The sequence below is a fragment of the Mycobacterium sp. B14F4 genome (assembly GCF_039871645.1).
GTDB lineage: Bacteria > Actinomycetota > Actinomycetes > Mycobacteriales > Mycobacteriaceae > Mycobacterium.
This window is the reverse complement of sequence record NZ_JBDPMF010000002.1, coordinates 411634-435628: the sequence shown is the minus strand read 5'-3', so window position 1 is coordinate 435628 and position 23995 is coordinate 411634. Positions and strand designations below refer to the sequence as shown.

At 68.7% G+C, this 23995-nt stretch carries 22 protein-coding genes; 9 read left to right on the top strand and 13 right to left on the bottom strand.

What is annotated here, in order from left to right; all coding sequences use genetic code 11:
• Position 1: 1 nt before the first annotated feature.
• From ABGB19_RS07265 to ABGB19_RS07255, 3 genes are all read right to left on the bottom strand, one after another.
• Positions 2 to 454, bottom strand: a complete 453-nt coding sequence (locus tag ABGB19_RS07265; protein ID WP_347685197.1) for a VOC family protein — start codon at positions 452 to 454, stop codon at positions 2 to 4.
• A 113-nt stretch (positions 455 to 567) separates the two neighbouring features.
• Positions 568 to 1170, bottom strand: coding sequence for a maleylpyruvate isomerase N-terminal domain-containing protein (locus ABGB19_RS07260; RefSeq protein ID WP_347685196.1), 603 nt, complete (start codon positions 1168 to 1170; stop codon positions 568 to 570).
• 2 nt (positions 1171 to 1172) lie between these two features.
• Entirely contained in the window at positions 1173 to 2291 is a 1119-nt protein-coding gene (locus ABGB19_RS07255) for a citrate synthase 2 (RefSeq protein WP_347685656.1), read from the bottom strand.
• A gap of 128 nt (positions 2292 to 2419) precedes the next feature.
• On the opposite strand from ABGB19_RS07255, the gene pdxH reads away from it, so the two are divergent.
• The 3 genes from pdxH to ABGB19_RS07240 all read left to right on the top strand — a co-directional run bounded on the left by pdxH (position 2420) and on the right by ABGB19_RS07240 (position 5177).
• Positions 2420 to 3046 (top strand): pyridoxamine 5'-phosphate oxidase, encoded by a 627-nt coding sequence (gene pdxH, locus ABGB19_RS07250; protein ID WP_347685655.1) that lies wholly within the window; start codon positions 2420 to 2422, stop codon positions 3044 to 3046.
• Between the two features lie 85 nt (positions 3047 to 3131).
• Entirely contained in the window at positions 3132 to 3779 is a 648-nt protein-coding gene (locus ABGB19_RS07245; protein WP_347685195.1) for a TetR family transcriptional regulator, read from the top strand.
• A 93-nt stretch (positions 3780 to 3872) separates the two neighbouring features.
• The gene (locus tag ABGB19_RS07240) at positions 3873 to 5177 is read left to right on the top strand and encodes a citrate synthase (RefSeq protein WP_347685194.1); all 1305 of its coding nucleotides are present in this window, start codon (positions 3873 to 3875) and stop codon (positions 5175 to 5177) included.
• A gap of 253 nt (positions 5178 to 5430) precedes the next feature.
• On the opposite strand, the gene ABGB19_RS07235 is transcribed toward ABGB19_RS07240, so the two are convergent.
• Together ABGB19_RS07235 and ABGB19_RS07230 are read right to left on the bottom strand one after the other, a co-directional pair.
• Positions 5431 to 6945, bottom strand: coding sequence for an NAD(P)/FAD-dependent oxidoreductase (locus ABGB19_RS07235; RefSeq protein ID WP_347685654.1), 1515 nt, complete (start codon positions 6943 to 6945; stop codon positions 5431 to 5433).
• Positions 6946 to 7025: 80 nt separating this feature from the next.
• Positions 7026 to 7274 carry a DUF2630 family protein gene (locus ABGB19_RS07230; RefSeq protein ID WP_347685193.1) on the bottom strand — a complete coding sequence of 83 codons (249 nt, stop codon included), beginning with the start codon at positions 7272 to 7274 and terminating at the stop codon, positions 7026 to 7028.
• 22 nt (positions 7275 to 7296) lie between these two features.
• Here ABGB19_RS07230 and ABGB19_RS07225 point away from each other — a divergent pair, with 22 nt between their 5' ends.
• Positions 7297 to 7680 carry an FKBP-type peptidyl-prolyl cis-trans isomerase gene (locus ABGB19_RS07225; protein WP_347685192.1) on the top strand — a complete coding sequence of 128 codons (384 nt, stop codon included), beginning with the start codon at positions 7297 to 7299 and terminating at the stop codon, positions 7678 to 7680.
• A gap of 19 nt (positions 7681 to 7699) precedes the next feature.
• Here the strand turns inward: ABGB19_RS07225 and ABGB19_RS07220 are convergent, their stop codons facing one another.
• Genes ABGB19_RS07220 through ABGB19_RS07210 form a run of 3 tightly spaced genes read right to left on the bottom strand, consistent with a single transcriptional unit; the run spans position 7700 to position 10394 of the window.
• The gene (locus ABGB19_RS07220; protein WP_347685191.1) at positions 7700 to 9043 is read right to left on the bottom strand and encodes a HAMP domain-containing sensor histidine kinase; all 1344 of its coding nucleotides are present in this window, start codon (positions 9041 to 9043) and stop codon (positions 7700 to 7702) included.
• 10 nt (positions 9044 to 9053) lie between these two features.
• The gene (prrA, locus tag ABGB19_RS07215; RefSeq protein ID WP_238950295.1) at positions 9054 to 9755 is read right to left on the bottom strand and encodes a two-component system response regulator PrrA; all 702 of its coding nucleotides are present in this window, start codon (positions 9753 to 9755) and stop codon (positions 9054 to 9056) included.
• A gap of 48 nt (positions 9756 to 9803) precedes the next feature.
• Positions 9804 to 10394, bottom strand: a complete 591-nt coding sequence (locus ABGB19_RS07210; RefSeq protein ID WP_347685190.1) for a potassium channel family protein — start codon at positions 10392 to 10394, stop codon at positions 9804 to 9806.
• A 151-nt stretch (positions 10395 to 10545) separates the two neighbouring features.
• Here ABGB19_RS07210 and ABGB19_RS07205 point away from each other — a divergent pair, with 151 nt between their 5' ends.
• From ABGB19_RS07205 to ABGB19_RS07195, 3 genes are read left to right on the top strand one after another with little or no spacing between them, the layout of a single operon-like run.
• Positions 10546 to 12435: an ABC transporter ATP-binding protein gene (locus tag ABGB19_RS07205; RefSeq protein ID WP_347685189.1), complete on the top strand. Its 1890-nt coding sequence runs from the start codon at positions 10546 to 10548 to the stop codon at positions 12433 to 12435.
• Positions 12436 to 12474: 39 nt separating this feature from the next.
• A complete protein-coding gene (locus tag ABGB19_RS07200) occupies positions 12475 to 14406 on the top strand; it encodes an ABC transporter ATP-binding protein (RefSeq protein ID WP_347685188.1) in 1932 nt (643 codons plus the stop codon).
• The gene (locus ABGB19_RS07195; RefSeq protein WP_347685187.1) at positions 14403 to 16283 is read left to right on the top strand and encodes an ABC transporter ATP-binding protein; all 1881 of its coding nucleotides are present in this window, start codon (positions 14403 to 14405) and stop codon (positions 16281 to 16283) included. The genes ABGB19_RS07200 and ABGB19_RS07195 overlap by 4 nt, the downstream gene beginning before the upstream one ends.
• On the opposite strand, the gene ABGB19_RS07190 is transcribed toward ABGB19_RS07195, so the two are convergent.
• Both ABGB19_RS07190 and ABGB19_RS07185 read right to left on the bottom strand, forming a co-directional pair.
• Positions 16219 to 17442, bottom strand: coding sequence for an MFS transporter (locus tag ABGB19_RS07190; RefSeq protein ID WP_347685186.1), 1224 nt, complete (start codon positions 17440 to 17442; stop codon positions 16219 to 16221). The genes ABGB19_RS07195 and ABGB19_RS07190 overlap by 65 nt on opposite strands.
• Positions 17435 to 18727 carry an NAD(P)-binding domain-containing protein gene (locus ABGB19_RS07185; protein WP_347685185.1) on the bottom strand — a complete coding sequence of 431 codons (1293 nt, stop codon included), beginning with the start codon at positions 18725 to 18727 and terminating at the stop codon, positions 17435 to 17437. The genes ABGB19_RS07190 and ABGB19_RS07185 overlap by 8 nt, the downstream gene beginning before the upstream one ends.
• A gap of 140 nt (positions 18728 to 18867) precedes the next feature.
• Here ABGB19_RS07185 and ABGB19_RS07180 point away from each other — a divergent pair, with 140 nt between their 5' ends.
• Positions 18868 to 19467: a sigma-70 family RNA polymerase sigma factor gene (locus ABGB19_RS07180; protein WP_347685184.1), complete on the top strand. Its 600-nt coding sequence runs from the start codon at positions 18868 to 18870 to the stop codon at positions 19465 to 19467.
• A 6-nt stretch (positions 19468 to 19473) separates the two neighbouring features.
• On the opposite strand, the gene ABGB19_RS07175 is transcribed toward ABGB19_RS07180, so the two are convergent.
• The 3 genes from ABGB19_RS07175 to ABGB19_RS07165 all read right to left on the bottom strand — a co-directional run bounded on the left by ABGB19_RS07175 (position 19474) and on the right by ABGB19_RS07165 (position 22325).
• Positions 19474 to 19734, bottom strand: coding sequence for a hypothetical protein (locus ABGB19_RS07175; protein ID WP_347685183.1), 261 nt, complete (start codon positions 19732 to 19734; stop codon positions 19474 to 19476).
• Between the two features lie 110 nt (positions 19735 to 19844).
• Positions 19845 to 21221, bottom strand: coding sequence for an NAD(P)-binding protein (locus ABGB19_RS07170; protein WP_347685182.1), 1377 nt, complete (start codon positions 21219 to 21221; stop codon positions 19845 to 19847).
• Entirely contained in the window at positions 21222 to 22325 is a 1104-nt protein-coding gene (locus ABGB19_RS07165) for an epoxide hydrolase (protein ID WP_347685181.1), read from the bottom strand. It abuts the gene before it with no gap.
• Positions 22326 to 22344: 19 nt separating this feature from the next.
• Here ABGB19_RS07165 and ABGB19_RS07160 point away from each other — a divergent pair, with 19 nt between their 5' ends.
• Positions 22345 to 23970 carry an AMP-binding protein gene (locus ABGB19_RS07160; protein ID WP_347685180.1) on the top strand — a complete coding sequence of 542 codons (1626 nt, stop codon included), beginning with the start codon at positions 22345 to 22347 and terminating at the stop codon, positions 23968 to 23970.
• The last annotated feature ends 25 nt before the right edge of the window (positions 23971 to 23995 follow it).

Genomic DNA, 23995 nt, shown 5'->3' with positions numbered 1-23995 from the left:
GCTAGTGCTGCTGGACCGCCCGCTCGATCTCCTCGGGGCTGACCTCGCGGATCGGCTGTCCCATCGACCACAGATGGCCGAACGGATCCCGTAGTTCGCCGTAGCGGTCACCCCAGAACATGTCGTCGAGCGGCATCACGACGGTCGCGCCGGCGTCGACCGCCCGCTGGAACTTCTGGTCGACGTCGGTGACCGTCAGATGGATGGTGACCGGGGAGCCGCCCAGCGCCTCGGGCGTTGCGGACTTACCCTCGTTCATCTCCGGGAAGTCGTCGTTGAGCATCACCACCGCCCCGTTGATCCGCAGCGCGGCGTGAAATAGTCGCTTGCCGTCGGGCCCGGGCACCCTGCCCAGCTCCTCGGCGTCAAAAGCCTTGACGTAGAAATCGATCGCCGCCGCACCGTCGCTGACCGTCAGCATCGGCGACACCGTCGGCTGAAACTCGATTGCCATTTCGCAAGCTCCTCGTCTGTGTGTTCGGTCTGTCATCGGTACCGACTCGGCTAGTCCGCCGAACTCATCGGCACTCCGCCATGTAACACCCGGGCACCGACAAGTGCGGCCGGTCAGACGATCGAGAACGAGTCAGGCAGCGGTCGGCGGCCCGTCAGCGCCAGCAGCGCCGTCTCACCCCGGCCGGTACGCGCGGCGATCCGGCCCGCCAACGCCAGCGCCTCCTCCAGTGCCTCGGGCGGAGGTGAATACGAAACCCCAAGGGCTGCAGCGATATCCAAGCTGTGCACGGTGAGCTCGAAGGTGCGGGTCGGCAGGTAGGTGCGCAGCCGGATGCCCAGCCCGCCGATCACCGCGATCAGCGGGTCGTCGACGGGCTCCAATTCGGCCAGTACGCGCGACACCAGGGCGGCGACGGCGCCGGCTGGATCGTCGCCGAGGTCCCTGCCCGCTCGCCGGCCGCGCTCGGCGACATCGGCGGGGGCGATGCCCAGCGCCGCCGGGGTCACCCGGGCGTAATAGTCCTGCGGTGTGGCGATGTCTTCATGCTCCGCGGGGGTGGCGAGGTAGCCGCTCACGGTCGTCAGTGAGCGGGAGGTGTGGCCGACGAGTGCGCGCAGATCCCACTCGCCCAGGCCGGGGCCGTCCCACGCCCCGGTGGGAACCTCGCGCACCAGGCCCGCGAAACTGTGTGCCGCGGCCGCGAACGCCGTCATGCTCACGGCCTGACGACGCGGTCCCAACCCTCGACGGACTCCGGGCTGCGCGGGCCGGGGCCGACGTAGATCGCCGACGGGCGCACCAGCTTGCCGAGCCGCTTCTGTTCGAGAATGTGCGCGCACCAGCCCGCGGTGCGGCCGCAGGTGAACATCGCGGGCATCATCCTCGTCGGCACCTGCGCGAAGTCCAGGATCACCGCGGCCCAGAACTCGACGTTCGTCTCGATGGCCCGATCGGGGCGGCGCTCCCGCAGTTCGGTGAGCGCCGCCTGCTCGAGGGCGGCGGCCACCTCGTAGCGCGGCGCCTCGAGCCGCTTGGCCGTGGCGCGCAGCACCCGCGCCCGCGGATCCTCGGCCCGGTACACCCGGTGGCCGAAGCCCATCAGCTTCTCCTTGCGGTCGAGGATGCCCTTGACCACCGCCCGCGCGTCGCCGCTCTGCTCGGCCTCCTCGATCATCGGGATGACGCGCGCCGGGGCGCCGCCGTGCAGGGGTCCGCTCATCGCGCCGACCGCGCCCGACAGCGAGGCGGCCACGTCGGCACCGGTCGACGCGATCACCCGGGCGGTGAACGTGGATGCATTCATGCCGTGCTCGGCGGCGCTCACCCAGTACGCGTCGATCGCCTCGACGTGCCGCGGATCCGGCTCACCCTGCCAGCGGGTCATGAAACGCGCTGTGACGGTAGCGCATTCGTCGATGGTGCGCTGCGGGACAGCGGGCTGGTGAATACCCCTCGCGGATTGCGCGACGTACGACAGCGCCATCACCGACGCGCGGGCGAGCTGGTCGCGCGCGGTCGCGTCGTCGATGTCGAGCAGCGGCTTGTAGCCCCAGATCGGGGCGAGCATGGCCAGCCCCGCCTGCACGTCGACGCGCACGTCGCCGCTGTGGATCGGCAACGGGAACGGTTCGGCGGGCGCCAGCCCGTTGCCGAACCTCCCGTCGACCAGCAGCGACCACACGTCGCCGAACGTCACGCGCTGGTTGACCAGGTCCTCGATATCGACGCCGCGGTACCGCAACGCGCCGCCGTCCTTGTCGGGTTCGGCGATCTCGGTGGTGAAGGCCACGACGCCCTCGAGTCCGGGTACGAAGTCCTCAGGCACCTTGGACACGCTAGTCATGGGGCAGATTCTTGCACCCCCGCCGGGGCCGCTATCTACCGGTCGGTAACCAGTCACGCGGGGCGTAGCGTTGTCGCGTGGCGGCAGGCGACCCGGAAAACCCGGAGTATTTGGCGAAGATGCGGACCGAATACGGCTCGGTGGAAAAGGACGGCAGCCCCGACCTGGACGTCGACTGGCTGGCCGAGGGTTGGGTTGCGCTGCTGCGCAGGTGGTTAGCCGACGCCGAACGGGCCGGCGTCGCCGAGCCCAACGCGATGGTCGTCGGCACGGTCGACGTGGAAGGCAGGCCGGTCACGCGCACCGTGTTGTGCAAGAGCGTGGACGACACCGGGATCTCCTTCTACACCAACTACGAGTCCGACAAGGGGGAGCAGCTGGCCGGCACGCCGTACGCGTCGGCGACCTTCCCCTGGTACCAGTTGGGCCGTCAGGCGCATGTCCGCGGTCCGGTGACCAAGGTGTCACCCGAGGAGACCGCCGACTACTGGTCCAAGCGTCCACGCGGCTCGCAACTGGGCGCGTGGGCGTCGCAGCAGTCGAAACCGATCCCGTCACGTGCCGCGTTGCTGCAGCAGCTGGCCGACGTGACGCAGCGCTTCGCCGACGACGAGGTCCCGGTTCCGCCGCACTGGGGCGGCTATCTGATCGCGCCCGAGGTCGTCGAGTTCTGGCAGGGCCGAGAGAACCGCGTACACAACAGGATCCGCGTCCAGGGGAACCGCATAGAGCGGTTGCAGCCCTAGCGGCCGAGAGAGTCTGACCGAGCCAAGTGGCTGACGACGCCAATTTCTAAGCCGATTCTCAAGTTCCACAGTTAGGATGCCCTTCGTGTCCGATGGCAGGGGGGAGCCGACGCTCGGCTTGCGCGAGCGCAAGAAGCTGCGCACCCGCGCGACCCTCATCAACGCGGCTCTGGAGCTGTGTGAGCGGCAGGGTTTCGACAACACCACGGTCGACCAGATCGCCGCGATCGCCGACGTCTCGCCGCGGACGTTCAGCCGGTACTTCGCGACGAAGGATGCCATCGCGCTGGCCCTCGTCGACGAGGTGCTGGACCGGACGGCCGTCGAACTGGCCCGCCAACCGGCCGACCTGAACCACTTCGAGGCGATCCTGCGCGCCTACCTCGCGATGGCCGAGGCCTCCAAGCGGGCGTCGGCCGGGGAGCTCACCGCCGAGCGGGTGATGTGCATCGTGCGGATCGTGCTGTCCTCGCCCGCTTTACGGCAGTCGTCCCTGGAGTACCGGGCGAATGCGATCGAACGCGCCATCGCCGAGCGGATGGGCGTCTCGGTTCACGACCGCGGCCCCAGGCTGGTGTCGGCGGTCTGGGGTTCGGTGCTCATGACGGCGCTGACCGACGTCGCCGCAGACATGGACGGGTCCGCGCCGACCATCGACGACGTGATCGCCCGGTTGCAGAGGACATACAACCAGTTCACCGGCCTCACGGCAGGTCTGCCTCAGCCGGTGTGAGCGACGGACCGCCCCCCGCGGGGCACGACGGTCCGAATGGGACTACTTTTGTAGAGCACGTTCGACAACCCCAGCAGCGACGAAGGGAAACTCGTGGCCGAAGAAAAGAGTGGGGCAGAGCAGGCCACCCTCTCCTACCCGGGTGGCACGCTCGACCTGGACATCGTCTCCGCCACCGATGGCGCCGACGGCATCGCGCTGGGTTCGCTGCTGGCCAAGTCCGGCTACACCACTTTCGACGAAGGCTTCGTCAACACCGCGTCCACCAAGAGCGCGATCTGCTACATCGACGGCGAGGCCGGCATCCTGCGCTACCGCGGCTACCCGATCGAGCAGCTCGCCGAGAAGTCGAACTTCATCGAGGTCAGCTACCTGCTCATCTACGGTGAGCTGCCCACCAAGGAGCAGCTCGACAAGTTCACCACGCAGATCCAGCGCCACACGCTGCTGCACGAGGACCTCAAGCGGTTCTTCGACGGCTTCCCCCGCAACGCGCACCCGATGCCGGTGCTCTCCAGCGCCGTCAACGCGCTGTCGACCTACTACGAGGACTCGCTGGATCCGTTCGACGACAACCAGGTCGAGCTGTCCACGATCCGGTTGCTGGCCAAGCTGCCGACCATCGCCGCCTATGCCTACAAGAAGTCGGCGGGCCAGCCGTTCCTGTATCCGGACAACTCGCTGACGCTGGTCGAGAACTTCCTGCGGATGACGTTCGGTTTCCCGGCCGAGCCCTACGAGGTCGACCCCGAGATCGTCCGGGCCCTGGACATGCTGTTCATCCTGCACGCCGACCACGAGCAGAACTGCTCGACTTCGACGGTGCGGCTGGTCGGCTCGTCGCAGGCCAACCTGTTCACCTCGATCTCCGGTGGCATCAACGCGCTGTGGGGCCCGCTTCACGGCGGCGCCAACCAGGCCGTGTTGGAGATGCTGGAGAAGATCCGCCAGGCCGACTTCGACGTCCACGAGTTCATCAAGAAGGTGAAGAACCGCGAAGACGGCGTCAAGCTGATGGGCTTCGGCCACCGGGTCTACAAGAACTACGACCCGCGCGCCCGCATCGTCAAGGAGCAGGCCGACAAGATCCTCGGCAAGCTCGGCGGCGACGACGAGATGCTCGACATCGCGCGGACACTCGAGGAGGCCGCGCTCACCGACGACTTCTTCATCGAGCGCAAGCTCTACCCGAACGTCGACTTCTACACCGGCGTGATCTACCGCGCGATGGGCTTCCCGACGCGGATGTTCACCGTGCTGTTCGCGCTCGGCCGGCTGCCCGGCTGGATCGCGCACTGGCGCGAGATGCACGACGAGGGCAGCGGCAAGATCGGCCGCCCACGCCAGATCTACACCGGCTACACCGAACGTGACTACGTTTCCGTGGACGGCCGCTGACTTCACTTCTCCTCTGCGCGAGCGCGCACTCTTGTACGCAAAACGCCGCGCATTGCGTACATGGCTGTGCGCTCGCGTGAGAGGCAGGTCACCAAAGTGCTGCTTGCGCGGCCAACAGATGAGATATGGCGCGCGATGGCCGCCAGAATCGACGCGGTCGACGACCCCGCGCCCGACATGCTGACCGCACTCGACGCCGACGACCTGAAGACCCTGCAGAAGCTGCTCGCCAAGCTGTCGCCGAAATAGCGCCCTAGCTGTCCAGCACCGCCATCGCCGCGTTGTGTCCGCCGATCCCCGACACCGCCCCGCCGCGTCGAGACCCCGACCCGCACAACATGACCCGCTCGTGTGCGGTCGCCACGCCCCAGCGTCGCGCCGGCGTGTCCAGCGGCTCGTCGTCCTCGGCGAACGGCCACGACAACGCACCGTGGAAGATGTTGCCGGCCGTCATGCCCAGCGAGTGTTCCAGGTCGACGGTCGTCTTCGTCTCGATGCACAGCCGCCCCGCCGCATCCTCCATCAGCACATCCTGGATCGGTTCGGCGAGAACCGAATTCAGCGAGCGCAGCACCGCGGACGTCAACGTGTCGCGCATCCGGTCCGGATCGCCCGCCGACACCAGCGAATGGGGGATGTGCAACCCGAAGACCGTCAACGTCTGGGCGCCGGATGCGCGCAGTTCGTCGGACAGGATCGACGGGTCGGTCAGCGAGTGAGAGTAGATCTCGCACGGCAGCGGATCGGGCACGACGCCGTGATCGGCGCGCGTATAGGCCGTTGCGAGTTGGCTGTACGTCTCGTTGATGTGGAATGTTCCGCCGAAAGCCTGTTCAGCAGAGACGCTTTCGTCGCGTAACCGGGGCAACCGGCGCAGCATCAGGTTCACCTTCACCTGCGCGCCGGGCGCGGTCACTGGCGTCGGCTCGCCCAGCAGTTCCGCCAGCACCGCCGGCGTCACGTTCGCCAGGATGTACCGGCCCTGTACCACGTGGTCGGTCCCGTCCCGCCGGTACCGTATCTCGCCATCGGGATCGACGGCGTAAACATCTGCACCGCAGACCAATTCAGCGCCATAACCGGACGCAGCCGCGGCCAGCGCACCGCTGACCGCGCCCATCCCGCCGACCGGCACATCCCAGTCGCCGGTCCCGCCGCCGAGCAGGTGGTAGAGAAAGCAGACGTTCTGCGTCAGCGACGGGTCGTCGAGCCGGGCGAACGTGCCGATCAACGCGTCGCTCGCCATCACCCCGCGCACCACGTCGTTGCCGACGGCCGAGGTGATCGCGTGCCCGACCGGCTCGTCGACCGTCGCCCGCCACGCGTCGTCGTCGCCCACCAGCCGGCGCGCCGCACTCCGCGTGACCAGCGGCTGCAGCAGCGTCGGCCACAGCGGCGACGTGACGGCGCCGCACCGGCGGTAGAACCCGGCGAAGCCCGCCTCGTCGTCGGCAGCGCCCACCGCGGCGAACGTGGACGTCGGTCCGATCAGCAGACCCGTCCGGCCGTCGGTCGAGGGGTCCGGCGTGTAGGACGAGTACCGGCGGCGCACCAGCCGCACCCGCGCGCCGAGATCGTCGATGATCCGCCGGGGGAGCAGGCTGACCAGATACGAGTAGCGCGACAACCGCGCGTCGACGCCGTCGAACGCGTGCGCGGACACCGCCGCCCCGCCGACATGGTCCAGCCGCTCGAGCACCCGCACCCGGCGGCCCGCCCTGGCCAGATAGGCCGCGGCCACCAGCGCGTTGTGCCCGCCGCCAACGATGACGACATCTAATGTCGCCGCCGGGGCGGCTCCGGCGTTGAATGTCGCCGCCGGGGCGGCTCCGGCGGCGTGGGTGGGACTCAGCTCAGGTAACCCTCGACCTCGTCGGGCGGCCGCACCTGCGCGGCCCTTGGATCGCCGCCGGTCTCCCGCAGCGCCCGCCGCTGCCGCAACAGATCCCAGCACTGGTCGAGCTGGACCTCCACGGCGCGCAGCCGGCGGAGTTCTTCCGACTCGTCGTTCTCGCGGTGCTGCAGCTTCGAACGCAGCTCCTGCTCCTCGGCGACCAGCTTGTTGACCTGATCGAGAATGTCTTGGTCTTTCGCCACGTGCCCAGTCTGCCCGACTACGGTGAGTGCGGTGACTTCCTCTTCTTCGCAGAAACCCGAGATCGAGTTCCCCGACGGCCCGCCCCCCGGTGAGCTGGTGATCACCGATCTGGTGGTCGGCGAAGGCCCCGAGGCGGTGCCCGGCGCGAACGTCGAGGTGCATTACGTCGGCGTCGAGTACGACACCGGCGAGGAGTTCGACAGCTCCTGGAATCGCGGTGAGTCGATCGAGTTCCCGCTGCGCGGCCTCATCCAGGGCTGGCAGGACGGCATCCCCGGTATGAAGGTCGGCGGCCGTCGACAGCTGGTGATCCCGCCGGAGCAGGCCTACGGTCCGGCCGGCGGCGGGCACCGGTTGTCGGGCAAGACGTTGATTTTTGTCATCGACCTGCTCGGGACGAGATAGTCCCCGCGCTCGCGCTGACTCAACGCACGCCGGGAAGCTTCAGCAGCAGCCGCGCGCCGCCCAACGGGCTCTCCTCCAACGAGGCTGTGCCCCCGTGCAACTCGGCCTGCTGCGCGACGAGCGCCAGGCCCAGCCCCGAGCCCGAGTGCGACGCGGTCGACCCGCGGGAGAACCGCTCGAACACCAGTTTGCGCTCTTCCTCCGGCACGCCGACGCCGTCGTCATCGATCGCGATCTCCACGCCGGCGCGCGACGGAACCGCCGACAGCTGCACGCGCGTCGCTCCGCCGTGCTTGACCGCGTTGGCGATCGCGTTGTCCACCGCCAGCCGCAGACCCGCGGGCAGGCCGACGATGATCACCGTCGGCGCAGGCACCAGCGACACGTCCAGGTCGGGGTAGACGCGCATCGCGTCGTGTGCGGCGCGGTCCAGCAGTTCGGTGATGTCGACGGGCACGTGGTCGTCGAACGTCGACAGTTCGCCCTGGGCCAGCCGCTCCAGCGCACCGAGGGTGGCCTCGATGCGCGACTGCGTGCGGATGACGTCGCCCACCACCTCCTTGCGCTGATCCTCCGGCAGGTCGAGGGTGGCCAGCACCTCGAGATTGGTCCGCATCGCCGTCAGCGGTGTGCGCAGTTCGTGCGCGGACACCGACGCGAAGTCGCGCGCCGACGCCAGCGCGGCCTTGGTGCGGTCCTGTTCGTTCCAGACGCGCTTCAACAGGCCCTTGACGGCCTCGGCGATCTCGACGGCCTCGGTGGCGCCGCGGACTTCGACGTCGGGATCCTCGTCGCCGGCGTCGATCTGGCGGGTCTGCTGCGCGAGCCGTTTCAACGGTCGCACCGCGAACGCGGCGAGCACCCAGCCGAAGGCCGTCGCCGCGCCGACGGCGAAGACGCAAATGATGATCACTCGACGGTGCAGGTTGTTGGTGTCGGCGAAGGTGGCGTCGTAGGTGGCGCCGACGGCCACCGACATCGGCCCCGGGTAGTACGGGATGTCGACGGTGCGGACCCGGTAGCGCACGCCGTCGACGTAGGTGTCGGCGTAACCGGGGTCGAGCTGCGGAAGCACGACGTCCGAGTTGGACGTCACCTCGTAACCGCGGTGCACGGTGACCACGGCGTCCTGGTTGTTCGGCGACTTGGGGATCTCGTCGAGGCCGCGGGGGAGCAGCGGGATCACGAAGCCGGCGGCCTCGTCGAGGCGACGGTCGAGCCGTTCCTTGCGGTCGTTGGTGATGCCGATCCACACCACCGTGCCGACGATGATGACGACGATCGCCGCGCCGATCGCCGTGGCCAGCGCCACGCGGGTGCGCAGCGACGGGGTGCGCCGGAATATCCGCGACAGCAGGGACATCACTGGGCCATCACTGGGTCCGAAGGACGAATCCCACTCCGCGCACGGTGTGCAGCAGCCGGGGCGCGCCGCCCGCCTCGAGCTTGCGGCGCAGGTACCCGATGAACACGTCGACGACGTTGGTGTCCGCGGCGAAGTCGTAACCCCACACCAGCTCGAGCAGCTGCGCGCGCGACAGCACGGCGGTCTTGTGCTCGGCCAGCACCGCGAGCAGGTCGAACTCGCGCTTGGTGAGGTCGACGTCGACGCCGTTGACGCGGGCGCGCCTGCCGGGGATGTCAACCTCGAGCGGGCCGACCTGGATGGTCTCCGACGAGAAGGTCGCAGTCGAGCCGCGCCTGCGCAGCAGCGCCTTCACCCGGGCGACGAGCTCGGCCAGGACGAACGGTTTGACCAGGTAGTCGTCGGCGCCGGCCTCCAGGCCCGCGACCCGGTCGTCGACCGAACTGCGCGCGCTCAGTACGCAGACCGGCACGTCGTTGTCCATCGCGCGCAGCGCCGTGACCACGCTGACGCCGTCGAGCACCGGCATGTTGATGTCGAGCACGATCGCGTCCGGCCGGGTCTCGGTCGCGCTGCGCAGCGCCTCGGCGCCGTCGACCGCCGTGGCCACGTCGAACCCGGACAGCCGCAGTCCCCGCTCGAGGGAGGCGAGCACATCGGGATCGTCGTCGACCACGAGCACCCGGGGCGAACCTGCTGCACTGTCCATGTAGGCAATATTGCCCGATGTAGTGGTCAGGCTGCGGGATCCCGCACCCTAAGGGTGGCGATCGGCGTCTTCGCCGAGTCGACGCAGGTCGGCGCGCAGCTGATGGACCTCACCGAGCACCTTGTCGAGGTGGGCCGTCGTCACCGCTTCGTCGGCCGACTGCTGGTCGGCCACGCGCTGCACGATCCAGGACGCCAGCGTGGCGGTGATCGATCCGACCAGGCTGATTCCGCCGATCATCAGCAGCACTGCGATCATCCGTCCGGTGCCGGTCACCGGGGTCAGATCGCCGTAGCCCACGGTGGTGATCGTGGTGAGCGACCACCACAGCGCTTGGCCGAAGCTGGTGATGTGGGCACCGGGCGCATACCGCTCGGTGTCGAGGACCGCCAGCGACGCGACGAAGACCAGGAGCACGGCGCCGGAGACGGTGTAGATGACCACCCGGCCGCGGATCGCGTTGCCGAGCGCGCGGTGCAGCAGTTCGGTGGCCATGGTGAACCGGACCAGGTAATCGGCGGCGAAAGCCGCCCCGGAGCCCCACGCGATGACGGCCACCGCGAACGCGGCCGCGCCGCGCGGCTGGTCCAGCACGTCGACTGCGTACGCGATGAGGAACAGGACGACGATCGCGGCCAACGGCCATTCGGTACGGCTTTGCCATCGTCGGAGCCGGTGCGGATCAAGTCGGGTCTGCAGTCACGCCTACCCGGGTACCCACCGGCGGGACGCTGGTCGGCGGCAGGGAAGCCGTTGACCTCATCAATTGTTGAGGTTCTACGGTGATTTCATGAGCATGGAAACAGTCGCACGGCAGACGCTGTACCGGCAGTCACACGCGCGCGGCGGCGACCTGCGCTCGCTTCTGAACCGGGACCTGCTGCGTCGCATCTGGCGCTTCGCGTCGCGCCATCACGGTCGGCTGCGCGCGTTCGTCGCGGTCAGCGTCGTCGGCGCCCTGCTGGCCGTCGCCACGCCGCTGCTGGCAGGCAAGGTGGTCGACGCGATCGTGCGCGGTGGCGCATCGGGCGTCGTGGTCGGGCTTGCGGCGATCATCGCGCTGGTGGCGGTCGCGGAAGCGGCGACGTCGCTGCTGACCCGTTGGCTGTCGTCGACCATCGGCGAGGGCCTCATCCTCGATCTGCGGACCGCGGTCTTCGACCACGTGCAACGGATGCCGGTCGCGTTCTTCACCCGCACCCGCACCGGCGCACTGGTCAGCCGCCTCGGCAGCGACGTCCTGGGCGCGCAGCGGGCGTTTTCCGACACCCTGTCCGGCGTCGTCTCCAACGTCGTCACGCTGACGCTGACGCTGGCGGTGATGCTGTCGATCTCGTGGCAGATCACGCTGCTCTCACTGGTTCTCATGCCGCTGTTCATCGTGCCGGCCCGACGCATCGGCGCCGCGATGGCGCGGTTGTCGCGCGAGGCCGCCGCCCACAACGCGACGATGAACACCCAGATGACCGAACGGTTTTCGGCGCCGGGTGCGACGCTGGTCAAGCTCTTCGGCAGTCCGGCGACCGAATCGCGCGAGTTCGAGGTGCGCGCTGACCGGGTCCGCGACATCGGTGTCAAGACCGCGATGCTGCAGTCGGTCTTCATGAACTCGCTGACGCTGATGTCGGCGCTGGCCCTGGCCCTGGTCTACGGGCTCGGCGGGGTGCTGGCGATCGGCGGGCATCTGCAGGCCGGCGCGATCGTGTCGCTGGCGCTGCTGCTGACCCGGCTGTACGCGCCGCTGACGGCGCTGGCCAACGCGCACGTCGAGATCGCCAGCGCGCTGGTGAGTTTCGAGCGGGTCTTCGAGGTGCTCGACCTCGAGCCGCTGATCCAGGAGAAGCCGGGCGCCGTCGAGGTTCCCGACGGACCGGTGTCGGTCGAGTTCGACGCGGTGCGGTTCTCCTACCCATCGGCGGACAAGGTGTCGCTGGCCTCGCTCGAGGAGGTCGCGGTGCTCAGCGAAACCGACGTCCGCGGCGGCGACGAAGTGCTGCACGGCATTTCGTTCACGGCGCGGCCGGGCCAGATGGTGGCCTTGGTCGGCTCGTCCGGAGCGGGCAAATCCACGATCGCGTCGCTGATCGCACGGCTCTACGACGTCGATTCCGGCGCGGTGCGGCTGTCCGGCGTCGACGTGCGCGACGTCGGCTTCGAGTCGCTGAAGGAGACCGTCGGCGTCGTCACCCAGGACGGCCACCTGTTCCACGAGTCGATCCGCGCCAACCTGCGCCTGGCCGCCCCCGATGCGACCGACGACCAACTCTGGGAGGCACTCGAACGGGCCCGGCTCGCCGACGTCGTCGCCGACATGCCCGACGGCCTGGACACCGTGGTCGGCGAGCGCGGCTACCGACTGTCCGGCGGTCAGCGGCAGCGGCTGACGATCGCCCGGTTGCTGTTGGGCCGGTCGCGGGTCGTGGTGCTCGACGAGGCGACGGCCTCGCTGGACTCCGAGTCCGAGGCCGCCGTGCAGCAGGCGCTGGGTGAGGCGCTGGCCGGCCGGACCTCGATCGTCATCGCACACCGGCTCTCGACCGTGCGCGCGGCCGATGTCATCCTCGTCGTCGAGAACGGCCGGATCGTCGAACGCGGCACCCATTTCGAACTGCTCGCCGGTCGCGGCCGGTACGCCGAACTGTACGAGACGCAGTTCGGCCGGCAGGAGACGGCGGCATGACCGGGTTAACCGCTTGTCGCTCATGGGAAGATGGACTAAGTGGTTGATCCTGTAGTACCTGCCCTGCGCTCAGCGCCGGCCATCGCACCGCCACCGGAGCGCCGACGCACCAGTTCGGACCTGTGGCGGATGCTGCCGTACCTGCTGCCCTACCGGGTGCGGTGGATCGCGATGGTGACGGTCGCGATCTCCAGCCTCGTTGCCACCGTGTCGATCCCGCTGATGACCAAGGCGGTCATCGACGGTCCCGTTCGCCATCAGGACCCGCAGGGCCTGTGGCTGCTCGGTGCGGCCGCGATGGGGGTCGGCATCACCGAGGCGGTGCTGTGGTTCATCCGCCGCTGGCTCGCCGCCCGCGCCACCATGGGCGTGGAGGCCGACATCCGCAAGGACCTCTACGCAAGGCTGCAGATCCTGCCGATGTCGTTCCACGGCCGGTGGCAGTCGGGGCAGCTGCTGTCGCGAATCATGAACGACCTGAGCACCATTCGCCGGTTCATGTCGTTCGGTATGCTCTTCCTGCTGCTGAACGTCCTGCAGATCACCGTCGTGACGGCGATCCTGCTGACGATGTACTGGCCGCTGGGGGTGGTCGTGGTGGCCTCCATCGTGCCGATCACGCTGACCGTGCTGCACTTCCAGCAGTCCTACACCCGGCTCTCGCGGTTGGCCCAGGACCAGTCCGGCCATGTCGCCACCCACGTCGAGGAGTCCGCGCTGGGACTGCGCGTCGTCAAGTCCTTCGGCCGCGAGGACTACGTCTACGACCGCTTCGACGAACAGCTCACCAACCTCTACGACACGCAGGTCGACCGGGTGTCGGTGTCGGCGAAGTTCTGGACGCTGCTGGAGATCATCCCCAACCTGACGCTGATCGTCGTGCTCGGCGTCGGCGCGTACGCGGCGGGCCACGGCCACGTCACCATGGGCACGCTCGTCGCGTTCATCACGATGATGCTGTCGCTGGTATGGCCGATCGCATCGCTGGGTTTCCTGCTGTCGATGACGCAGGAGTCGTTCACCGCCGCCAACCGCATCGCCGAGATCTTCGACGCGCCACTTGAGATCGTGGACGGACCGCGCGGCGAGACTCCCCGCGGCGGGCGGCTGGAACTCGTCGACGTCGGTTTCCGCTTTCCCGACGCCGAGCCGGACGATTGGGCGCTGCGTGGTGTCAACGTCACCGTCGAACCGGGGGAGACGCTGGCGCTGGTCGGGTCGACGGGTTCGGGGAAGTCGGTGCTGGCGGCGCTGATGTCGCGGCTCTACGACATCACCGAGGGCACGATCCGCATCGACGGCCAGGACATCCGCGAGCTGTCCCTGCCCGCGCTGCGGCGGACGGTGGCCACCGCGTTCGAGGATCCGACGCTGTTCTCGATGTCGGTCGCCGAGAACCTGCGGCTGGGTCGGCCGGACGCTTCTGAAGCCCAGCTGCGCCAGGCGATCGAGGTCGCCGCCGCGCAGTTCGTCTACGACCTGCCGTTCGGCCTCGACACCCGCATCGGCGAGCAGGGCATGAGCCTGTCGGGCGGACAACGTCAGCGGCTGTCGCTGGCCCGGGCGATCCTGGCCGCTCCGAAGATCCTGGTCCTCGACGACACCCTCTCGGCGCTCGACGTGCACACCGAGGCCGTCGTCGAGGAGGCGCTGCGCCGAGTGCTGCATGCCGTCACCGGAATCGTTGTGGCACATCGGGCTTCGACCGTGCTGCTGGCCGACAAGGTGGCGTTGTTGGAGAACGGCACCATCACCCATGTCGGCACCCACGCCGAACTGCTGGCCGACGTGCCGCAGTACCGCTATCTGCTGGCCGCCGACGACGAGTTGGACGACGGCGCCGAGCGTTCCTGCGCGTGGGAGGACGACGACGAGCGCAGCCGCCTCGAGCACCTCGTCTCCGAGGGCGAGCCCCGCCGTCCCCTGCTGGCGCGTGGGCCCAACGTCACCTCGGAGGCCGAGCGCCGATGACGACAGTTCATGGGCCGACTCCTCCTCGGGCTCGTACCTCGCCCGCATCGTCGTCGACCGGTACCGAATGGCGGGGCAAGCTCGACGAGAAGCAGGACGACGACCTGCCCATCGACGAGAGCGTGGACCGGCGCCGCGAGGCGCGCTCGCTGCTGGGGTCGCTGCTGCGCCCGTACCGGGTGTCGGTCGCGCTGCTCGCGCTCGTCGTCGTGGTGGAGAACGCGGCGCGGCTGTCGGTGCCGATCCTCGTTCAGCGCGGCATCGACCGTGGCATCCCGCCGATCGTCGACGGCGGACCGGCTCACACGCTGCTGATGATCGTCGGGGCGCTGGGGGTGGTGGTGGTCGTGCAGGCCACCAGCCGGATGTTCTTCCTGCGCCGGTCGGGCCGTATCGGCCAGAAGGTGCTCCTGGAGTTGCGCCGCAGGGTGTTTCGGCACTTCCAGCGGCTCGACGTCGCGTTCCACGAGCGGTACACGTCGGGCCGGGTGGTGAGCCGGTCCACCAACGACGTCGAGGCGATCCAGGACATGCTGGAGACCGGCTTCGACAGCCTGATCACCGCGGTGCTCACGCTCTTCGGCACCGCGATCCTGCTCGTCACGCTCGACTGGCGACTCGGCCTGATGTGTCTGGCCGCGTTCCCGGTGCTGGTGGCGTTGGTGTGGTGGTTCCGCAACGAGTCGGCGAGGACGTACCGCCGGGTGCGCGAGAGCGCGGCGCTGGTCATCGTGCAGTTCGTCGAGACCATGACCGGCATCAAGGCCGTGCAGGCCTACCGCCGCGAACCGCGCAACCAGGAGATCTTCGAAGACATCGCCGACCGGTACAAGGCGGACAACGAGCGCACCTTCCGCCTGCTCGCGATCTTCATGCCCGGCGTCAAGCTCGTCGGCAACATCACCACCGGCGTGGTGCTGCTCTACGGCGGGTACCGGGTCCTGAACGGGCAGATGACCATCGGCACGCTGACGGCGTTTCTGCTGTACCTGCGGATGTTCTTCGAGCCGATGCAGGAGATCTCGCAGTTCTTCAACACCTTCCAGTCCGCGGCCTCGGCGCTGGAGAAGCTGGCCGGGGTGCTGGTCGAGCGGCCCGGCATCAAGGACCCGGCGCATCCGGTTCCTCTGACCGATGTGCGCGGCGAGATCGCGTTCGACGACGTGCGGTTCGAGTACGTGCCCGGCAGGGCGGTGTTGCCCGGGCTGTCGCTGCAGGTGCCTGCCGGCCAGACCGTCGCACTCGTCGGGACCACCGGCGCGGGCAAGACGACGATCGCCAAGCTGATCGCGCGCTTCTACGACCCGACGGCCGGTGCGGTGACGCTGGACGGCGTTGACCTGCGCGACGTTTCGCAGTCCGAACTGCGCCGCCACGTCGTGATGGTGACCCAGGAGAACTTCATGTTCGACGGCAGCATCGCCGACAACATCCGGTTCGGCAGGCCCGATGCCACCGATGCGCAGGTGGCGGCCGCCGCCGCGGCGGTCGGGGCGGACCGGTTCATCGACGCGCTGCCCGAGGGCTACCACACCGACGTCGCCAAGCGCGGCGGCCGGTTGTCGGCGGGGCAGCGGCAACTGGTCGCGTTCGCGCGGGCGTTCCTCGCCGACCCGGCGGTGCTGATCCTCGACGAGGCGACCTCATCGCTGGACATCCCGAGCGAGCGGATGGTGCAGCGCGCACTGGAGACGGTGCTGGCCGACCGTACGGCGCTGGTGATCGCGCACCGGCTGTCGACGGTGCGGATCGCCGACCGGGTGCTGGTGCTCGAGCACGGCCGGATCGTGGAGGACGGCGCACCGGCCGACCTCATCGCCCGCGACGACGGCCGCTATGCGGCGCTGCACCGGGCGTGGATGGAGTCGCTGGCCTGAGTGGCGCCGATCGGGATCCGATCGTCGCGAATGTGCCTGCCGCCGCGGCGAGTCCCCCGACGACGATCGCCCAGCCCGCGGTCCATCCGACGTGCGTGGCCGTGCCTGCGATGCCCAGGGGGCCGGCCGCGCGCGCCACGGTGGCGAAGGCGTGCAACCGCGCATTGGTCGACGCGAAGGCGTCAGGCGGCGCATGCCGAGACACGATGAGGGGACGCAGGACGCTGCTTGTACCGGCCGCGGCCCCGGACGTCAGGCCGGCCAGCAGCAGCCACGCCGCCGACGTCGAGGCCAACAAGCTCGACAAGGCGATGCCGTGACACGCCGCCGCGATCGCGGCGAGCCACTCCGGTGACGCCCGGCCGATGCGGCCGGTCAGGACCAGGCGTCCGACGACCTTGCCCACCCCGCCCGATGCGAGCACCAGTCCCGCCGCTCGAGGATCGGTACCACGGTCGATCAGCATCGTGACCACGAGGGCCGTCGCGGCGACCGCGCTCGCCTGCTCGAGCATGTAGGCGAGCCGCAGACGTCGCAACGGCCGTGGCGGCGCTTGGGAACGGCGGTGCGCCGCCGGCCGCTTCGGTAAGAATCGCGCATGCAGTGCGGCGGTGAGGGCCCCACCACCGAGCCCGAGCGCGGTGACTGCACCCCGCCACCCGAGCGTGGTGACCAGTTGCTGGGCCAGTGGCACGAACACTGTGCTGGCCAGCCCGCCCGCGACGGTCACCGTCGCGATGGTGTGCCGCATGCGACTCGAATCGATCTGCGCGAGAACGACAATGGCCGGCTCGTAGAGTGTTGCTGCCATCGCGATCCCGATCAGCGTCCACGCCGTGTACAGCATGGCGACCGAGGACGCCGATGCCCACAGGGTCGTACCGGCCGCGGTCAGCAGCGATCCGGCCGTCATCACCGACCGCGGCCCGAGCCGGCCCAGTAAGGTGGCCGCCGCACGAGCCGACAACCCGGAGACGAGGATTCCCACCGAGAACGCGCCGCCGACCGCCGGAACACTCCAGCCCTGCTGGCCGGCCATCACCGGAGCGACGACGGCGAAGGTGTAATACAGCACCCCCCACGAGATCAGCTGCGTTGTCGCCAGCGCGATGGTGGCCCGCCGCAGGACCGGCGGGCCCCACCAGGCAGCATCAGCCACAGCACGCGCTCGTCGCCGGTTCCGGTTCCGGTTCCGGTTCGGTCGTCACGCCGCAGGACGAGCCGGTGGTCGGCAGAACGAGTTCGACGCGGGCGGCGGCGTCATGGTCGCCGGCCAGTTCGGCGACCACCGAGCGGGCCTGTTCGTACCCGGTGGCCAGCAGGAGGTTGGGTGCGCGACCGTAGCTCTTTGCGCCGATTGCATAGAACCCGTCCTCCGGATGGGCAAGCTCGGCCGCGCCGTGCGGAGGCACCGACCCGCAGGAGTGAACGTTGGGATCGATCAGTGGAGCCAGCGTCCGCGTGCTTTCCACCCAGGGGTCGAGGTCGAGGCGTACCTCGCGCAGGAATGAGAAGTCGGGGCGGAACCCGGTGGCCGCGATGACTTCGTCGAACGGTCCGCTGGTGCGACCTTCGGCAGATGCCAGAACGACTCCCGAGGTGTCGACGTCGACCCGATCGGTCCGCAGCCCCGTCTCCAGCCGCACGCGACCGGACGAGACCAATTCGTGTGCGTCGGCGCCGAGCCGTCCCCGCTCGGGTAACCGGGTGTCAACCGGATTGCCGAACAGGTTATCGTCCTGTCCTCTGCGCACGATCCACGTGACGGTGGTGCCGGGAATCTCCGCGGCCAGAATCGACAGCTCCCGGATCACATGCTTGGCGGAATGCCCGCTGCCGACGACGGCCACTCGCCGGCCGGCGTAGCGGTCACGATGGGCCCCGAGCACGTCGGGGATGCCGTAGCTGATGCGGTTGGCGGCATGTTCCTCGCCGACCGCCGGAATGCCCTCGGCACCAATTGGATTCGGCGTCAGCCAGGTCCCGGTCGCATCGATCACGGCGCGGGCCGGTGTCCTCGTGACACCCGCTGCGTCGCTGGCGGTGACGATGAACGGTCGGTCGCTGCGGTGGTCGTCACGAAGTTTGTCCACGCCCTGGCGGGTGACGCCGATGACCCGCTGCCCGAGCCGCAGGTGGGGGGCGATCACGTCCAGCTCTGCCAGTGGCGTCAGGTAGTCGTCGACGATCTCCGCGCCCGTGGGATAGGCGGCCGGATCCGGCGACCGCCAGCCGTTCGCCTTCAGCAGCCGCTGCGCGGCGCGGTCGATGTTCGTGCGCCATGGCGAGAACAGGCGCACGTGACCCCAGCGCCGGATGCTGGCTCCGACCGATTCCCCCGTCTCGAAAACCACGAACGGAAGGCCGCGTTCGGACAGGTGCGCCGCAGCCGCCAGGCCGGTGGGGCCGGCTCCGAGAACGGCGATCGGAAGTTGACTGGACATGGTGTTCCTCCTCGTGGGTGTTGTTCGCCTGTTCTGACGCGACAGAACGGAGATGGATGCACGCGGGCGTGTCTGCATCCTTTCCGCGCTACCGTCGTCTGAACCGGTGACAACCTGTGAGGGCCGCTAGGAGGCCGACGATGGAGCCGACTGACGTGACTGGGTACGTCGAGCCGACGGTCGAGGAGGTCTGGCGCCGGTTCGGTGCGGAGATCCGTTCGTTCGTCGGCCGTCGCGTATCGGACCCGCACCGCGCCGACGACATCGTCGGCGAGATCCTGCTGCGGGTGCATCGCAGCCTGCCCACGCTCGGTGACCGCGACCGGCTCGCGGGTTGGTTGTTCCGCATCGCCCGCAACGCGGTCATCGACCACTACCGCCGCGCCGGTGCGGATCGCGAAGTGCTGGAGGCTTCGCCCGGTGACCGGCTCGCCGAGGACGTCACGGGGTACAACGACGACGACGGTGTGCACCGGGAGCTGGCCGCATGTCTGCGACCCATGCTCGAGCAGCTGTCGCCCGAGTACCGGCGGGCTCTCGAGCTGACCGACCTCGACGGCGTCACCCAGGCGGCCGCCGCCGAGCTCGAGGGAATCACGTTGCCGGGCATGAAGTCCCGGGTCCAGCGCGCCCGAAAGCAGCTTGCCGGCGTGCTGAACAAGTGCTGCACGCTCTCCATGGACGCACGTGGCATGCCGATCGACTACACGCCGCCGCCGGATTGCGAATGCGGCACCTGAGTCGGCTCACTGCCTGCAGCCGGCCGCCTCGTACCGCTTGTTGATGCGTTCGGCGACATAGAACCAGCGATCCCGGTCCTCGTACTCACCCGCATCCTGCGCGGCATGGGCCAGGTAGATGGCGTCGTTCATCTGGCGTTCCATCCCGGCGCAGGCGCGCGGTTTGGCGTTCGCCGTGCCCGCGGCGATCCCGGTTCCGATGCCGGTCAGCGTGCCCACCAAGGCGGCCGCAGCGATCGTCTTCGCCGCGATTGCGTGCATGTTCATGATGAGTTCCTCTCGTCCCGAGTGGTCGGTCGACCGCTTCCTGCCCTTACAGACGGGTGGGATCGGCGAAGGACGCACTCAGCCGCATGCCATGCGACGAGACGGCGGGATCAGGCTGACGTCAGCAGCGTTTCGAGCTTGTCGTTGATCGTCGGCAGCTGCGAGGTCAGCATCGAGATGATCCTCTCGCGGGCCCGGTCGCTCACCGCGGCCGACACGTGGTGCAGCACGTTGAGCCGGGCCGCGTCCACCCACGCCATCATGTCCGGGTCGGAGAACCATTTGAGCTGGTTCTTGTTGAAGGCGTACATCATTCGCAGCCAGTCGATCGGCTCGCGAGGGTAGGGGACGGGACCGCAGAACGCGTTGCGGGTGTCGTCGTCGGAGTAGGCCGCCTCGACATGGGCGATCACCGACGCGCTGAACGCCGGCTGGCACGTGCGCACGGTCTGCAGCGAGATACGTTCACCATCGAACACCGTCGCCGGCTCGCGGTGCGCCAAACCGTCTGCGCTGCAGTCGATGTAGAGGACCTTTCCGTCGACCTCGCGCACCCCGCCCTCGAGCGTGATGCGGCCCGGGTCCAGGGAGAGCACATGACCCATCCGCACGACGTCGTCGATGCGCCGCAGCTGGTCGAGCTCGGCCTGCGACAGGATCGCGCACCGGTACATCGTCGGCTCGACCGACCGGTCGATGCGTTGCAGGCAGCCCTTGGTCTCGAGCCTGTCGAAAAGGTCCGGCAGCGACGACGCCTCCTGCACGGCCGCGAGCTGGTTGGCGAAGTCGGCGAGCACGGCGCCCGCGAACTTGCGGCCAGGCTGGATCGCCGCGCGGTCCAGCACCCACGATTCGCGCGGCTTGAGCCACGTGAGCCGCGACGGTTCGACGCCGTGCCGCAGCAACCACAGGCACGCGTCCATCGCGGTCTTGCCCGCGCCGACGATGACGTAACGGTCGCGCCCGTCGCGGAAGCGCGGCAGCTCGTTGGGAGGAACGCAGTCGACCCCCGGCGCGACGGTGTAGGACGGCTTGCGCATCGACGGAACGACGATCTCCACGTGGCTGGTGACGACGCGCCGCGCGGAAACCTCGATGTCGTCACCGGTGAACGTGCGCACCCGGCCGTCGCCGACGTACTCGCTCATCGGCAGGTACGTGACCCGGCCCGTCGGCAGCAGATGCTGGCGCATCACCGCGTCGAAGTAGGCGCACACCTCGGCGCCACTGGCCAGCTCGAAGAAGCCCGCGTTGTAGCCGAACCGGTCGATGGTGTCGCTGCCCAGCGCCCGCGAGTTCACGCCGTAGTACGCCGACGGCTGGTGCAGCCGCACGAACGGGTACGCCGTCGTCCAGTGGCCGCCCGGCTGGTCGTGGCGATCGACCATCACCACCTTGGCATCTGTCTCGGCGACCAGGGTGTCGGTGAACGCCAGCCCCATCGCGCCTGCACCGATCACCAGATAGTCGGCTTCGAGAGTGCCCATCTATCGCACCGTAGCGAAAAAGGCGGAGACGTCTTCGACGAACAGGTCGGGCTGCTCGAAGGCCGCGAAGTGCCCACCGCGCGGCATCGGCGTCCAGTGCGTGACGTGGTAGGCGTCCTCGCACCAGCCGCGCGGGGAGCGCAGGATCTCCTTCGGGAACGACGCCACCCCCGTCGGCAGCCGCACCGGTTCGCCGCCGCCGAAGGTGCCGAAGCTCTCCCAGTACAACCGCGCCGACGAGGCGCCCGAGGCGGTCCACCAGTAGATCGAGACGTTGTCGAGCAACTCGTCGCGGCTCAGCACGTTCTCCGGATGACCGTCGCAGTCCGTCCACGACCAGAACTTCTCGACGATCCAGGCCAGCTGGGCGACCGGCGAGTCCACCAGCCCGTAGCCGAGCGTCTGCGGCCGCGTCATCTGCACCTTCGCGTACGCGTTGTCCCACTTGCGGTAGTACTCGAGGCGCTCGATGGCGGCCAGCTCGTCCGCGTTGAACTCGGTCAAGCCCTTCGGCGGCCTGCCCAACGGCATGTTGAGATGGATGCCGACGCACCTGCCCTCGTTGCGCCCGATCTGCGTGGTGACCGCCGCGCCCCAGTCGCCGCCCTGCGCCCCGTAGCGCCGGTAATCGAGCCGGCCCATCAGCGTCTCCCACGCCGCCGCGATCCGCTCGACACCCCAGCCGGTGCGGGTCGGCTTGCCGGAGAAGCCGTATCCCGGCAGCGACGGGCACACCACGTCGAACCCGCGTTCGGTGAGTGGCTCGATGACCTTCGCGAACTCGACGATCGAGCCGGGCCAGCCGTGCGTGATGAGCAAGGGGAAGGCGTCGGCCCGCGCCGATCGCTGGTGGATGAAGTGGATGTCCAGCCCGTCGATCTCGGTCGTGTACTGGTCGAAACGGTTCAGCGCGGCTTCCCGCTCGCGCCACTCGTAGTCGTCGGCCCAGTAGGCGGCCAGCTCGCGGGTGTACGCCAGCGGGATGCCCTGGCTCCAGTCGTCGACGCATTCGGCCTCCGGCCACCGCGTGCGGTGCAGCCGCGACCTCAGGTCGTCGATGTCGGCGTCGGAGATGTCGATGCGAAACGGGGTGATCGAGGCCACATCCCGATACTGTCATCTCGTGACAACGACGTCATACGAAGCGGGGCCCACCGCCCCGCCCATTCTCGAGGAGACCATCGGAGCGAATTTCGAACGCATCGCCGCCGGTCATCCCGACAACGACGCGTTGATCGACGTCGCACAGGCCCTGCGCTACACCTATGCCGAGCTCGACGCCGAGATCGACGTCGTGGCAAAGGGTTTGATGGCCCGCGGGATCACCGAGGGCGACCGGGTCGGCCTGTGGGCGCCCAACTGCGCGCAGTGGACGGTCGCGCAGTACGCGCTGGCCAAGATCGGCGCGATCCTGGTCAACATCAACCCGGCCTACCGCACGCACGAACTCGCCTACGTTCTCCACCAGTCCGGCGCGCGCATGCTGATCGCGGCGACGTCGTTCAAGACCTCCGACTACGTCACCATGGTCGAGCAGGTCCGGCCGCAGACGCCCGCGTTGGCCGACGTGGTGTTCATCGGCACCCCCGACTGGGAGGTGCTGCGGGCCGCGGGCGGCGGTGTCACCGACGGCGAGTTGGCGCAACGACAGGCGGGGTTGTCGAACACGGACCCGATCAACATCCAATACACCTCAGGCACAACGGGTTTCCCGAAGGGTGCGACGCTGTCGCATCGCAATATCCTCAACAACGGGTACTTCACCACCGAGCTCATCAACCTCGGTCCCGGCGACCGGCTGTGCATCCCGGTGCCCTTCTACCACTGCTTCGGCATGGTGATGGGCAACCTCGGGTGCACCAGCCACGGCACCACGATGGTGATCCCCGCGCCCGGCTTCGACCCGGACGCGACGCTCGCCGCCATCGAGCAGGAACGGTGCACCGGCGTGTACGGGGTGCCGACGATGTTCATCGCGATGCTGAATCATCCGCAACTCGCCGACCGCGACCTGTCCTCGCTGCGCACCGGGATCATGGCGGGCGCGGTGTGCCCGGTCGAGGTGATGAAGCGCTGCGTCAACGAGATGAACATGAGTGAGGTGGCCATCGCCTACGGCATGACGGAGACCTCGCCGGTGTCCTGCCAGACGCGCATCGACGACGACCTCGAACGCCGGACCGCGTCGATCGGCCGGGCGCATCCACACGTCGAGATCAAGATCGTCGACGAGGCCGGCGAGGCGGTACCGCGCGGTGCGCCGGGCGAGTTCTGCACAAGGGGTTACTCCGTCATGCTCGGCTACTGGAACGACGACGAGAAGACCGCCGAGGCAATCGATTCCGATGGCTGGATGCACACCGGCGACCTGGCGGTCATGCGCGAGGACGGGTACTGCAACATCGTCGGCCGCATCAAGGACATGGTGATCCGCGGCGGCGAGAACGTCTATCCGCGGGAGATCGAGGAGTTCCTCTACACGCACCCCGACATCGAGGACGCCCACGTGATCGGCGTTCCCGACGCCAAGTACGGCGAGGAGATCTGCGCCTGGGTCCGGATGAAGCCCGGGCGTCGACCGCTCGACGCGGCGGCCCTGCGGGCGTTCGCCGAGGGCCGGTTGGCCCACTACAAGATCCCGCGCTACGTCCACATCGTCGACGACTTCCCGATGACGGTGACGGGCAAGATCCGCAAGGTCGAGATGCGCGAGCGCAGTGTCGAGATCCTCGGCCTGTCGTCCGGATGAATTTCGTCCGGCGCGCGAGTCTGTC